A 12,649-nucleotide genomic window follows, 5' to 3' on the forward strand; every position below is an offset into this window, starting at 1 on the left:
CCCCCTTCTGTTCGCCCCACCCCTCTGAGTACGCACGCAGAGGGGTGGGGCGTTCGTAGCGGGGTGGGTGGGGAAGCCCGAGTAGGCTGAACGCGTGATCATCGGCACCGGCATCGACCTCGTGGACATCCCGAGGTTCGAGCGCACGATGACCCGGACGCCTCGACTGCGGGAGCGGCTGTTCGCCCCGTCGGAACGTGAACTCCGGCTGCCCTCTCTAGCCGCGCGATATGCTGCGAAGGAAGCGCTGATCAAGGCGCTCGGCGGCTCCGACGGGGTGCACTGGACCGAGATCGAGATCGCCTCCGAGCCCTCAGGGAGACCGCATTTCGTCCTGTCCGGATCCACGGCCGCGGTGGTCGAGGCACGGGGGATCCTGACGCTGCACCTCACCCTCACCCACGATGCCGGCCTCGCCGCCGCGTTCGTCGTCGCCGAAGGAGCCCCGCTGTGACCGTCCCGTTCCGCGAGGCCACGATCGATCTCGATGCGATCGCCGACAACGTCCGGCACTTCCGTCGCCTCACCGGCGTGGAGGTGCTGGCCGTGGTGAAGGCGAACGCGTACGGGCACGGAGCCGCCGCGACCGCCGTGGCCGCGCTCTCCGGCGGTGCGACCCGCCTCGGGGTGGCCGAGATCCCGGAGGCGCTGGAGCTGAGGCGCCAAGGGGTGCACGCGCCGGTGGTGGCGTGGCTGCACGCGCCGGGGGAGCGGTTCCTGGAGGCGGCAGCGGAGGGCGTCGAGATCGGCATCTCGTCGTACGACCAGCTGCAGGCCGTGGCCGCCGCCGCATCCGCGAACCGCCCGGTCGCGGTGCACCTGAAGCTCGAGACCGGTCTGTCGCGCAACGGCATCGCTCCGGACGACTGGGCAACGGTGCTCGCCGAGGCCGCCCGCCTGGAGCGGATCGGAAGGGTCAGGGTCGTGGGGCTCTTCAGTCACCTCTCCAACGCCTCGCCGGCCGACGACCGCGCCGCGCTCGCCCGGTTCGAGGAGGGCGTGGCGCAGGCCGCTGCGCTCGGCGTGCGTCCGGAGATCCGCCACATCGCCGCCACCGCCGCCGCCATCGATCTGCCCGAGACACGACTCGACGCCGTGCGTATCGGCATCGGCACCTACGGCCTCTCGCCCTTCGACGACCGCTCCTCCGCGGAGCTGGGCCTGCGCCCGGCCATGACCCTGCGCGGGGCCGTGACGGCCGTCCGGCGTGTTCCCGCCGGTACCGGGGTCTCCTACGACTACGTGCATCGCACGGACCGCGCGACCACCCTGGCGCTCGTGCCGCTGGGATATGCCGACGGAGTGCCCCGCAGCGCCTCCGGGAGACTGCCCGTATCGATCGGCGGGCGCCGCTACACCAACGTGGGCCGGATCGCGATGGATCAGTTCGTCGTGGACGTCGGAGACGCCCCGGTCGCCGTCGGCGACGAGGTCACGCTCTTCGGGGATCCGACTCTCGGCGTGCCATCGGCCGCGGACTGGGCGGAGGCCGCCGGCACCATCGGGTACGAGATCGTCACGCGCATCGGTCACCGGGTGCCGCGGAGGACGACGTGAGCCTGGACCCGGCGTTCCTCGGACGACGCCGGATCGCCACGTCCGAAGAGATGGAGCAGCTCGGGCTGCGCATCGGCGAGCAGCTCGAGCCGGGAGACCTGCTCATCCTCACCGGTCCGCTGGGGGCCGGCAAGACCACTTTCACGCGCGGCCTGGCCGAGGGCCTCGGGGTCCGAGGACCCGTGCAGAGCCCGACGTTCGTGATCGCCCGCACCCATCCGTCGCTCGTCGGACGCGCCCCCCTCGTGCACGTGGACGCGTACCGCCTCGGCTCCGCGGCCGAGCTCGACGACCTCGACCTGGACCTGGAGCGGTCGGTCGTGGTCGTGGAGTGGGGTCGCGGCATGGCGGAGGAGCTCGCCGACGCCTGGTGGGACATCGAGATCGAACGACCCGTCGGAGCCGGTGAGGACGATGACGACCTCGATCCTTCGGAGCTGGATGCCGACGCGCCGCGCTTCGTCACGATCGCCCGCGAGGAGCGCGCATGACGGCGGGGGAGCCGCTGGTCGCGGTCATCATCGAAGACGACCCCGGTGTCCGTTCGCTCCTGGATGAGGTGTTCCTCGCCGCGGGCTTCCGAACCGTGCAGGCGGGGTCAGGCCCGGAGGGTCTCGCAGCCGTGGCGGCGCACCATCCGATCATCACCACGCTGGACATCAACCTCCCGGGCATCGACGGCTTCGAGGTCGCGCGGCGCATCCGTCAGGTCAGCGACACGTTCATCATCATGTTGTCCGCCCTGGCCGACGAGTCGGATGTGGTGCTCGGCCTCACCTCCGGCGCCGACGAGTACCTGGTGAAGCCCTTCCGGCCACGCGAGCTGCGGGCGCGGATCGAGGCGCTCCTCCGCCGCAACCGCTCGTCGGCGGTACCCACGGGGACGCCGGAGGTCGCAAGCGCCCCGTCGCCGCAGACCGCCGCCCCCGCACCCTCCGTCGCGTCGATCCCCGCTCTCCCGACGGTGGCCGCCGGGGATGCCACCGTGGCCACGTGGCGAGGGCTCGTGCACCGGGACCTCAGTCTCGACCTCGACACGCGCCTCGTGCTCGTCGCCCAGCGCCCCGTCGAGCTCACGCCCACCGAGTTCGACCTGCTCGCGGCGCTCCTCGAGGCCGGCCGCCGGGTCTGCAGCAAAGCCGACCTCGCGCTCGGACTGCGCGGAGCCTCCGGCGACGCTTTCGATCGGGTGAGCGAACCCGACAAGCGGGCGATCGAGACGCACATGGCCAATCTGCGTCGGAAGCTCGGCGACAGCCCCACCGCCCCCCGCTACATCGAGACGGTGCGCGGTGTCGGGTACCGCCTCACGTCCGACGACCGCCCCGCCTGAAAAGAAGGGGTCGAGGCCGCGGCTCCCCCACCGCGGCCCCGGATGCCTGCGAATCCCCACTCGCGCGGCCCCAGCTTCTGCGAATTCCCCAGTCGCAGCGTCGGCTCCCACTCAGAATCGTAGGACGGGAAGGCCTCCTGAAGAGCGAGAAGTGACGATCTTTGAGTAATCTTGCGTGAATGCTGAGGATCGACCGGGAGGCGGACCTTGATGATCCGCACGGTCTCGATCTGGCGGTGGCAGCTGGTGTTCACCGCGAGCATCGTGGCCATCGTGGTGATGGTCGCGGGCTTCAAGCCGCAGACCCTCGCGATCCCGCTGTTCATCGGCGGAATCGGGCTCATCGTCGTCACCACCCTGGTGGCGCTCATGGTCCCGTGGCGACGACTGCCGCGCTCGGCCGTGACGGTCCTCCCGCTGCTCGACGTGCTCGGGGTCGGACTGACGACGAACGTGCCGGATCTCCGGCTCGGCTTCCTCTGGGTCTTTCCGGTGGTCTGGTTGGCGACCTACTTCTCGATGCCCTGGGTGTTCGTCGGCATCGCGCTCAGCGGTGGCTGTCTGGTGTTCTTCGCGGACCGCTCGGGCCCGCCGGAGGACGTGCTGCTGCGGGTGCTCACCGTCGTCATCACCCTGAGCTTCCTGGGCGTGACAGTCCGCATCGGCGCCCAGCGGTCCGGCGCGGCGCGCCGGCTCCTGCAGCGCCGCTCGGAACAGGTGAACCGGGCGGCGGAGCGGGCCGAGACGAATCGGGAGCGCGTCACGCAGGTCATCGACGCGCTGCGCATCGCGCTGGTGGTGGTCACCTCCGCGGGCCGCATCCTGCAGATGAACGACGCGTACCGCACCCTCTACGGCCGTGACCGCTTCGGGACGGCGCTCCCGTCGGCGTCCGTCGAGTACGACGCCCGGCGCGGGACGGCTCTGACCCCGGAGCGTACGACGCTGGCGCGCGCGGCCGCGGGGGAGTCGATGCGGGAGGAGCGGGTGTGGCTCTACGACGGGGCAGGGCAGTGGCACGCCCTGGCCGTGACCACGCAGCCCATCGCCGGAGCGCGGGAGGGGGAGCGCATCACCCTCGTCGTCATCGACGACGTCACCGCACTCCTGGAGGCCGCCGAGGAGCGGCGGGCGCTGACCGCCGTGATCTCCCACGAGCTGCGCAACCCGCTCACCGCGATCATCGGGCACGTCGAGCTCCTCCGCGAGCGCGACGACCTCCCCGGCCGGGTGCCCGCGCAGATCGAGGTCATCGCGGACGCCGGGGAGCGGTTGCAGGATCTCGTCACGAGCATGCAGGCCCAGACAGGACGGGTCTCGCACGATCCGTTCGAGCCGGTGGACCTGCGCGTCGTCGTGGAGGAGTCCGCCGCGTCCTTCGCACCGTTGATGGGTGCCGCGCGGCAGGAGCTCGTGCTCGACGGTGCCGCTCGGATGGTGATCACGGGCGACGCCTTCCGGCTCCGTCAGGTGCTCGACAACCTGCTCGGCAACGCCGTCAAGTACACGCCGGCCCGTGGCCGCATCACGGTGCGGCTGACGGAGTCGGACGGACATGCCGAGGTCACCGTGGCGGACACCGGGATCGGCATCGCCGAGGAGGAGCTGCCGCGGCTGTTCGAGCCCTACTTCCGCGCCGACAGCGCCGTGCGCGGCGGCATCGCCGGCACCGGTCTCGGCATGGGCATCGCGCGGGACATCGTGGTCGCGCACGGCGGCGCCATCCTCGTGGCGAGCGAGGTGGACGTCGGCACCACCGTCACCGTCCGTTTCCCCCGACGAATGAGAGAGGACCCTGTATGACGCCGCTCGTGCCCGTCAGCGTCGACGTCACCACGAGCATGGTGGCCGTGGTGACCGTGCTCACCGCGATCGTCGTCGGTCTCGCCACCCTGGCGCGGCCGAGCAGGGCGACCATCGTCTGGGGCGTCGCCTTCGGCATCGGGATGCTCGGCGCCTACCTCTGGTTGGCCGGTCACCACACCGGCAGCCCCGTGCTCCGTGCGGCCGCCTCCGCGATCGTCGTCTCCTTCGTGCCGCTCGTGTGGATCGGGGTGCGGATGCACTTCGGACGGTCAGCGCCCTGGCTGCCGGTCGTCCTCGCGCTCGTCGGCGTGCCCGCGGCACTGATCCTCACCGCGGGTACCCGCTGGTATCTCCCGGTCTTCCACGTCGTCTTCCTGGCGATGGCGGTCTTCGCCGGCCTGCTCGCCTGGGAGCTGCTCCGAGGACAGCCGGCGTCGCGGGACATCGTGCTGCCTCTGGCGCTCGCCGCGTGCGGCTTCGTCGTGGTCGCCGTCGTCAGCGCCGGCTCCGCCCTCGTATCGGGAGGAGTGAGCACGGAGGAACAGCTCAGCGCGCTGCGCGGGATGAACGCGGTGGGGACGATCGTCGTGAGCACGTGCGCGGCCTTCACCCTCGTGCTCCTCGTGCGGGTGGAGAGCGCGACCCCCGGGACGGACGGCGCGGCGGAGCGCGCCAGGGAGCGGCTTCGCAAGGCGGCAGCGCAGAAAGACCCGGCGTGGTCGATCCTCGACATCCGTCTGGATGATCCCACCGACCTCCGCGAGGCGTCGAGCAGTGCCGGCTTCCGCCGCATCGCCGATCGGTTCCACGCGGACATCTGCGAAGCGCTGCCGGCGACAGCCGACGCGGAGCGGGTCGCCGACGACCGCGCGATCGTCATCATCCACGGAAGCGACGAGGCGGTGCGGTTCCACCTGCGGGCGATCCTGGCATCCGTGTCGATCATCGATCTGGAGGCGCCTGCGAGCGGGATCCGCTCCTCCGCCAGCATCGGCTGGGCGACGGCAGCCGTCGCGGGATACGACTACGGCACACTCGTCGCGGCGGCGGCATCCGCGGCGGAACGGGCGCGCGACGCCGGCGGGGATCAGTGGAAGCGGGCGCAGGAGTCGGATCTGACCGCCGTCTGAGCTCGCGTTCCGCGTCAGCCGAACAGCCTCTTCACCGTATCGAGGTGCTCGCGGGTCAGGGCGCCGGCTGTCCGGGGGTCGCGCGCGGCGATCGCATCGCCGATACGCCCGTGCGCGTCCTGGTCGGCGGCGTCGCCGTGATGGCCGCGGATGCGCAGCATGTCGATCATGGCCTGCAGCGAGCGCGGGGCGAAGCCGTCGAACAGCTCTCGCAGCACGGGATTGCCGGAGGCGACGACGACGGCCCGGTGGAAGGCCATGTCCGCCTCGACGTGCGCGCGGATGTCCGTGCGTCGACGGTCGCGTTCGGCGAGCGTGCGCCTCAGCTCGTCCAGGTCGGCCGCGGTCCGGCGCTCCGCAGCGAGCGCCGCGGCCTCGACTTCGATCGCGGTGCGGGCCTCGAGGACCGCGATGATGTCGGCGCGGTCGAGGACGGCATCCCAGGTCGGGGCGGGCTCGACGGCCGTGACGAAGACGCCCGCGCCCTGGCGGGTGGCGAGCACACCGCGCCCGGCCAGGATGCGGATCGCCTCCCTGGTCGTCGACCTTCCGACCCCCAGTTGCGGAGCGAGCGTGGTCTCGCCGGGCAGCTTCCCGCCGACCTCCCATTCGCCGGCTCCGATCCGGGCGAGGAGCAGCTCGGCGGCCTGTTCGGCGAGGGATTCGCGGCGCACGGTCGTCATGGGTCCATTCTCGCAGGTGACTCGACTGCTCTGCTTGTCTGAGGAGTTGTGCTAGGTTCTCCCTATGCGCACATCCGGGTTCCTCCTCCTTCGTCGCCACGACGGGGTCTAGTCAGACCGGCTCCCCGTCGTGGGGGCGCAGGACGCGCCGGTCGCCTTCTCCGCGATCCGAACAGGAACCAGATCATGACCCCTCTCCGCACCTTCCCGACCCTCGCCACCCCGTCCGGCGCCCTCCCCGACGACGCTCCGCACTGGAACAGGCAGCGGCCCTCGCAGATGCCCTCGCATCGCTATCGAGACGTGTACTCCCGTGTCGCCGTGCCGCTGCAGACGCGGACCTGGCCGAGCGCGCGACTGACCCAGGCCCCCCTCTGGGTCCCCGTGGATCTCCGGGACGGGAACCAGGCGCTGGCCGAGCCGATGGACCCGGCCCGCAAGCGGCGCTTCTTCGAGCTCATGGTCGCGATGGGCTACAAGGAGATCGAGGTCGGATACCCCTCGGCCTCCCGGACGGACTACGACTTCGTCCGGCTCCTCGCCGAGACCGACCTCGCTCCTGCCGACGTGACGATCGTGGTGTTCACGCCCGCGCGGCGCGACCTGATCGAGCGCACCGTCGAGTCCGTGCGCGGCATCCGGAACCCCGTCGTCATCCACATGTACACCGCCACGGCGCCGACGTGGCGCGATGTCGTCCTCGGCCAGGACAGGGAGGGGCTGAGGGCGCTGATCCTCACCGGCGGGCAGGACGTGCTCCGCGTCGCGGGAGACCTCGACGACGTCCGCTTCGAGTTCTCTCCCGAGGTGTTCACCCTCACCGAGCCGGACTTCGTCCTCGACGTGTGCGAGGCGATGACGACCCTGTGGGACGCGACCCCCGAGCGTCCCGTGATCCTGAATCTGCCGGCGACCGTCGAGGTCGCGACGCCGAACGTCTACGCGGACCAGATCGAGTACATGCACCGCAACCTCGGGCGTCGCGACGGGGTCATCCTCTCCGTGCATCCGCACAACGACCGCGGCACCGGTATCGCCTGCGCGGAGCTCGCCGTCCTCGCCGGCGCGCAGCGGGTCGAGGGGTGCCTCTTCGGCAACGGGGAGCGCACCGGCAACGTCGACCTCGTGACCCTCGCCCTCAACCTCCACGCGCAGGGCGTCGATCCGATGATCGACTTCTCCGACATCGACGAGATCCGCCGGACCGTCGCGCACTGCAACGGCATCGACATCCATGCGCGGCACCCGTATGCCGGCGACCTCGTGCACACCGCGTTCTCGGGCACCCATCAGGACGCCATCCGGAAAGGGTTCGCGGAGCATCGCGCCCGTGCCGCGGACGAGGGCCGCGCCGAGGGTGACATCGAATGGCGCGTGCCGTATCTGCCCATCGACCCGGCGGACCTCGGCCGCAGCTACGACGCCGTGATCCGCGTCAACTCGCAGTCCGGGAAGGGCGGCATCGCGTACCTGCTGGAAGACGCCTATGGGATCGAGCTGCCGCGGCGCCTGCAGATCGACCTCGCTCGTCACGTCCAGCGGCGCACCGAGCAGACGGGACACGAGGTCACCGCCGCGGAGGTGTGGGACATCTTCGACGCCGCCTACCTCGCGAGCGCGGACACGAGACCGCCGAGGCTGCGGGCGGATGCCGACGTCGCGGGAGGGTGCACGACGATCACGCTGCGTGCAGACGGCGTCGAGACGCGGACCCGCCACGACGGCGTCGGTCCGGTGGAGGCGCTGGGTACGGCGCTCGCGGAGATCGGTCTGCCCGTCGAGATCCTGAGTCTGCACCAGACGAGCATCGGAACGGGCCCGGACAGCGACGCGCTCACTCTGATCGAGTACCGCGACGGCGTGCGCTCGGGATGGGCGGCCGGCCGCGACCGCTCCGTGCTGGCGGCGACCCTGCACGCCGTACGGAACGCGGCGGAGCGCCGCGCCGCGACGACGCCGTCCCGCGAGGTCTAGGGGGTCTGCTTCTCGCGCCCCCGCGCGAGTGCCGCGGAGATCGCATCCGCGGCGCTCGCGTCGGTGTCGGCGGCGGCGGACACGTTCTCGGCCACGACGGCCTCGATGATCTCGGTGCGCTGGATGCGGGTCTCGCGCGGGGCCTTGACGCCGATGCGCACGCTGTCGCCCTTGATGTCGAGCAGCGTGACCTCGATCTCGCCGTCGATGCGCACGCTCTCACCGATCCGCCTCGTCAACACCAGCATTCGTTCAGCCTACTGGTGCGGAGGGGGCGGCCCCCAGCGACGCGGTGGCGGAGTCGCGGACCACGCCGATCGTCTCGATCGTCAGCGATGCGGCCGTCGCCTCGGTGTAGGAGAGGACCGGGAGGCCGTCGGTCTGCGCCGACACGAGCCGCCGCACGGCCGGGCGCAGCGAGGGCGCGCACACGAGCACCGGTTCACCGCCGTCCGTCGGCGTCGCCACGGCCTGCTTGACCGACGCGATCACCGCTTCCATCCGCGGCGGGTCGAAGACGATCTGCGAGCCCTCGTCGCCGGGACGCAGGCTCTCCAGCATGGCCTGTTCCAGCAGCGGCGCGATCATGACGACGCGGAGCGTGCCGTCCTCCGCGAAGCGGGAGGCGATGGCCGGGCCCAGCGCGGCACGGGCGGCCTCGATCAGTCCCTCCGGGTCTGTCGAGACCTTGGCACGCAGCGCGAGCGCCTCGTAGATGCGGCTGAGGTCGTTGATCGGCACACGTTCGGCGAGCAGCCCCTGCAGCACGCGCTGCACCTCCGCGAGCGACAGCAGCGCGGGGGTGAGCTCCTCGACCGCCGACGGCGAGACCTGCTTGAGCGCGTCGGTGAGCTGCCGCACGTCCTCGCGGGTGAGCAGCCGGGCGGCGTGCGTCTGGATCACGCTCGACAGGTGCGTGATGATGACGCTCGCCCTGTCGATCACCGTGGCTCCCGCGAACTCCGCGCTGTGCCGCATTTCCATCGGGATCCATTTGCCCTCGAGGCCGAACACCGGGTCCAGGGCAGCGGTCCCCGGCAGGCTGTCCAGGCCCTGTCCGAGAGCCAGCACCGATCCGGTCGGCGCGGTGCCCCGCCCGGTCTCGACGCCGGCGATGCGGATGACGTAGGTCGCCTGGGGGAGTTCGATGCTGTCCCTGGTGCGCACGGGCGGGGTGACCAGACCGAGGTCGAGCGCGATGCGGCGCCGCAGTGCCTTGACCCTCGCGAGGAGATCGTCGGGGCCGCCGGTCACCAGGTCCACGATGTCCGGGGCGAGGAGGATCTCGAGGGGGTGCACCCGCATACGCTCGATGAGCTCCTCGGGCTGGTCCGCGGGCACCGGCGCGGGGGCCTGTGCGGCCTCCGCCTCTTCGCGCTTGCGGGTCGCGGTGATGCGCTGCGCGATGAGGAGCAGCAGGGCGCCGATCACCAGGAAGGGGAGCATCGGCATGTGCGGGATGAGTGACATGACGATGGCCGCGCATCCCGCGATGATGAGGGCGTTGCGCGACTGGCCGAGCTGCGTCGACGCGGCCGATCCCATCTCGGCCTCGGCGGTCGAGCGGGTGACGATCATGCCGGTCGAGACCGCCATGAGCAGGGCGGGGATCTGCGTGACGAGGCCGTCGCCGATCGTGAGCAGGCTGTACGTGCTGACGGCCTGGTCGATCGACATGCCGTGCTGGACGAGGCCGATCGCGATGCCGCCGACGAGGTTGATGATGATGATGACGAGTCCGGCGATCGCGTCGCCCTTGACGAACTTCGAGGCGCCGTCCATCGCGCCGTAGAAGTCGGACTCGGCGGCCACCTCCGCCCGGCGCTCCCTGGCCTCGGTGTCGCTGATGAGGCCGGCGTTGAGATCGGCGTCGATGGCCATCTGCTTGCCCGGCATCGCATCGAGCGTGAACCGGGCGCCCACCTCGGCCACGCGCTCGGCACCCTTGGTCACCACGACGAACTGGATGACGACGAGGATGAGGAAGACCACGGCGCCGATGATGAGCGAGCCGCCCACCGCGATCGCCCCGAACGCCTCGATCACCTGTCCCGCGTACGCCTCACCGAGGACGAGGCGGGTGGAGGCGACGTTCAGCCCCAGCCGGAACAGCGTCGCCACGAGCAGCAGCGACGGGAACACCGAGAAGTCGAGCGGCTTCTTCACGAACATCGACGTCAGCAGGATGACCAGCGCGAACATGATGTTGAGGATGATCAGCACGTCGAGCAGGAACGGCGGCACGGGGACGACGAGCAGCATGATGATGCCGACGACGCCGATCGGCACTCCGAGCGTGATGAGGAGCTTCTTCATACGGTCCTCCGGTAGGGGAGCGAGTGGATGCCGCGGGCGGCGCCTCGGCGCCGCAGCGCGTCGACGAACACGAGGACCCGTGCCACGGCGTTGTAGAGGTCTTCGGGGATCTCCTGACCCAGCTCGCACGCGGCGTGCAGAGCGCGGGCGAGGGTGATGTCGCGGACGAGGGGGACGCCGGACTCGAGCGCCTTCTCACGGATCCGCTCGGCGATGACGCCGCTGCCCTTCGCGACGACCCGCGGGGCGGACGTGCCGGGGTCGTATTCGAGCGCGATGGCGATGTGCGTGGGGTTGACGACCACCACGTCGGAGCCGGCGACCGCGGCGATCATGCGGTTGCGGCTCACCGCGAGCTGACGCGACCGGCGCTGCTGCCGGATGAGCGGGTCGCCCTCGGAGTTCTTGTTCTCGTCGCGCACCTCGCGCTTGGTCATGCGCGTGTGCTTGCGGTTGCGGCGCATCACGACGAACAGGTCGATCGCGGCGAGCACCAGACCCACGGCGATGGCGGTCTGCAGCAGTGCCGCGGTGCCGTCCGCCGCGGTGCCGAGCAGCCGGGAGACCGAATGGGCGCCGCTCGCCGTGAGCACGGGCATGAGCCCGGAGATGACGACCCACAGGGCGAGGGCGATGGCGGCCGTCTTCAGCAGCGCCTTCGCCCCCTCCCACAGCGCCTGCAGGCCGAACACCCGCCGCACTCCGGAGACGAGGTTGAACTGCTCGTAGCGCCCTGACAGCTTCCGCAGGTGCACGCCGCCCTGCACCACTGCGCCGAACAGCGTCACGATCGCGACCGCGGCCAGCAGCGCGCCCAGCGTGGGCAGCACCGAGGCGAGGGCCCGCCCCAGGGCGGCGAGGGCGGCTTCCGGAGAGGGCGCCTGCATGAGCCCGGCGAGGGTCACGAGCTGCTCGGTGCCGGCGGCGGTTCCCGCGGCGATGGCGGCGGGCATCATGACGGCGGCGGCGCCGATGCCGAGCCACGCCGTGAGGTCCTGGCTGCGGGAGATCCGGCCCTTCTGCCTGGCCTCCCTGAGGTGCTTCTCGGTGGCCTTCTCGCTGCGTTCGCCGCTGTCCGAGCCGCTCACGGCGTCACCCCCTGCATCATGCGGAAGGCCTGGGTGGCGAGGGCGTCGACGATGCCGGGGAACGCGACGTACACGGCGCCCGCGAGCAGGAGGGTGAGGAGGATCTTGACGGGGAAGCCCATCGCGAAGGCGTTGAGCGCCGGCGCCACGCGCGTGATGAGCCCGAGCCCGACGTCGGCGAGGAAGAGCACGAGGACCAGCGGGCCCGCGATCTGCACGGCGGCCAGCACCATCTGGGACACCCCGTCGACGAGCAGCTCGGTCGGTCCCGCCACACGGAAGATGCCGTCGACCGGAACCGCGTCGAAGCTGCGGGCGAGCCCGGCGAGGATGAGCTGGTAGCCGCCGGAGGCGAAGAGCAGCGTCAGCGCAGTGAGGTGGAAGAGCCGGGTGAACTGCGCGCCGTTGACCATCGCCGCCGGATCGAAGGCCTGGGCGAGCTGGAATCCGCCGAACACGTCGATCAGGCTGCCCGCGGCCTGCACCGCGGAGAAGCACAGCAGCACGAGGAACCCGAGCAGGGCCCCGGTGAGGAGCTGGATCACGAGTGCACCGAGGAACGCGCCCGTGTCGAGGCTCTCGTACCCCGGCGCGACGGCGGCGCCCACCGCGAGCGAGAGTCCGATCGAGAGCATCGCCTTCACGCGCACCGGGATCGCGCCGTACGAGAACGGCGGCGCGATCATGATGAACGCCGTGATGCGCACGGCGGCGAGCAGGGTGGCCTCCAGCCACGCGAAGTCGATCGGGATGAACACGGAC

The 12,649-nt window shown here is 71.1% G+C and carries 12 protein-coding genes; 7 read left to right on the plus strand and 5 right to left on the minus strand.

Translation table 11 applies throughout. The annotated features are described in order from the left end of the window. Positions 1–94: 94 nt before the first annotated feature. The 6 genes from BLU02_RS13710 (at position 95) to BLU02_RS13735 (ending at position 5,826) form a co-directional block, all read left to right on the plus strand. Positions 95–454: a holo-ACP synthase gene (locus tag BLU02_RS13710; RefSeq protein ID WP_060922139.1), complete on the plus strand. Its 360-nt coding sequence runs from the start codon at positions 95–97 to the stop codon at positions 452–454. Then, the gene (gene alr / locus BLU02_RS13715) at positions 451–1,557 is read left to right on the plus strand and encodes an alanine racemase (RefSeq protein WP_060922138.1); all 1,107 of its coding nucleotides are present in this window, start codon (positions 451–453) and stop codon (positions 1,555–1,557) included. Before BLU02_RS13710 ends, alr begins: the two co-directional genes overlap by 4 nt. Continuing rightward, positions 1,554–2,048, plus strand: coding sequence for a tRNA (adenosine(37)-N6)-threonylcarbamoyltransferase complex ATPase subunit type 1 TsaE (gene tsaE, locus BLU02_RS13720; protein WP_370670653.1), 495 nt, complete (start codon positions 1,554–1,556; stop codon positions 2,046–2,048). Before alr ends, tsaE begins: the two co-directional genes overlap by 4 nt. Further along, positions 2,045–2,890 (plus strand): response regulator transcription factor, encoded by an 846-nt coding sequence (locus BLU02_RS13725; protein ID WP_060922137.1) that lies wholly within the window; start codon positions 2,045–2,047, stop codon positions 2,888–2,890. Before tsaE ends, BLU02_RS13725 begins: the two co-directional genes overlap by 4 nt. A gap of 210 nt (positions 2,891–3,100) precedes the next feature. Next, positions 3,101–4,693 (plus strand): sensor histidine kinase, encoded by a 1,593-nt coding sequence (locus BLU02_RS13730; RefSeq protein WP_060922136.1) that lies wholly within the window; start codon positions 3,101–3,103, stop codon positions 4,691–4,693. Continuing rightward, a complete protein-coding gene (locus tag BLU02_RS13735; protein ID WP_060922135.1) occupies positions 4,690–5,826 on the plus strand; it encodes a hypothetical protein in 1,137 nt (378 codons plus the stop codon). Before BLU02_RS13730 ends, BLU02_RS13735 begins: the two co-directional genes overlap by 4 nt. 14 nt (positions 5,827–5,840) lie before the next feature. Here BLU02_RS13735 and BLU02_RS13740 read toward each other — a convergent pair whose 3' ends face one another. Beyond that, positions 5,841–6,509: a FadR/GntR family transcriptional regulator gene (locus tag BLU02_RS13740; protein ID WP_060922134.1), complete on the minus strand. Its 669-nt coding sequence runs from the start codon at positions 6,507–6,509 to the stop codon at positions 5,841–5,843. A 186-nt stretch (positions 6,510–6,695) separates the two neighbouring features. Here BLU02_RS13740 and BLU02_RS13745 point away from each other — a divergent pair, with 186 nt between their 5' ends. Next, entirely contained in the window at positions 6,696–8,483 is a 1,788-nt protein-coding gene (locus BLU02_RS13745) for a 2-isopropylmalate synthase (protein WP_060922133.1), read from the plus strand. On the opposite strand, the gene csrA is transcribed toward BLU02_RS13745, so the two are convergent. Genes csrA through BLU02_RS13765 form a run of 4 tightly spaced genes read right to left on the minus strand, consistent with a single transcriptional unit; the run spans position 8,480 to position 12,645 of the window. Next, positions 8,480–8,731 (minus strand): carbon storage regulator CsrA, encoded by a 252-nt coding sequence (gene csrA, locus BLU02_RS17875; RefSeq protein ID WP_060922132.1) that lies wholly within the window; start codon positions 8,729–8,731, stop codon positions 8,480–8,482. The two genes, BLU02_RS13745 and csrA, sit on opposite strands and share 4 nt — an antisense overlap. Positions 8,732–8,735: 4 nt before the next feature. After that, the gene (locus BLU02_RS13755; protein ID WP_060922131.1) at positions 8,736–10,799 is read right to left on the minus strand and encodes a flagellar biosynthesis protein FlhA; all 2,064 of its coding nucleotides are present in this window, start codon (positions 10,797–10,799) and stop codon (positions 8,736–8,738) included. Further along, positions 10,796–11,887 (minus strand): EscU/YscU/HrcU family type III secretion system export apparatus switch protein, encoded by a 1,092-nt coding sequence (locus tag BLU02_RS13760; protein ID WP_060922130.1) that lies wholly within the window; start codon positions 11,885–11,887, stop codon positions 10,796–10,798. Before BLU02_RS13760 ends, BLU02_RS13755 begins: the two co-directional genes overlap by 4 nt. Beyond that, positions 11,884–12,645, minus strand: a complete 762-nt coding sequence (locus BLU02_RS13765) for a flagellar biosynthetic protein FliR (protein WP_060922129.1) — start codon at positions 12,643–12,645, stop codon at positions 11,884–11,886. Before BLU02_RS13765 ends, BLU02_RS13760 begins: the two co-directional genes overlap by 4 nt. Between the last annotated feature and the right edge of the window lie 4 nt (positions 12,646–12,649).

The organism is Microbacterium paraoxydans, from assembly GCF_900105335.1.
Classification (GTDB): domain Bacteria; phylum Actinomycetota; class Actinomycetes; order Actinomycetales; family Microbacteriaceae; genus Microbacterium; species Microbacterium paraoxydans.

What these genes read in the sequence shown, in the direction of transcription:
- BLU02_RS13725 (WP_060922137.1), top strand. Translation starts at nt 2,045, where the DNA reads ATGACGGCGGGGGAGCCGCTGGTCGCGGTCATCATCGAAGACGACCCC.
- BLU02_RS13730 (WP_060922136.1), top strand. Translation starts at nt 3,101, where the DNA reads ATGATCCGCACGGTCTCGATCTGGCGGTGGCAGCTGGTGTTCACCGCG.
- BLU02_RS13735 (WP_060922135.1), top strand. Translation starts at nt 4,690, where the DNA reads ATGACGCCGCTCGTGCCCGTCAGCGTCGACGTCACCACGAGCATGGTG.
- BLU02_RS13740 (WP_060922134.1), bottom strand. Translation starts at nt 6,509, where the DNA reads ATGACGACCGTGCGCCGCGAATCCCTCGCCGAACAGGCCGCCGAGCTG.
- BLU02_RS13745 (WP_060922133.1), top strand. Translation starts at nt 6,696, where the DNA reads ATGACCCCTCTCCGCACCTTCCCGACCCTCGCCACCCCGTCCGGCGCC.
- csrA (WP_060922132.1), bottom strand. Translation starts at nt 8,731, where the DNA reads ATGCTGGTGTTGACGAGGCGGATCGGTGAGAGCGTGCGCATCGACGGC.
- BLU02_RS13755 (WP_060922131.1), bottom strand. Translation starts at nt 10,799, where the DNA reads ATGAAGAAGCTCCTCATCACGCTCGGAGTGCCGATCGGCGTCGTCGGC.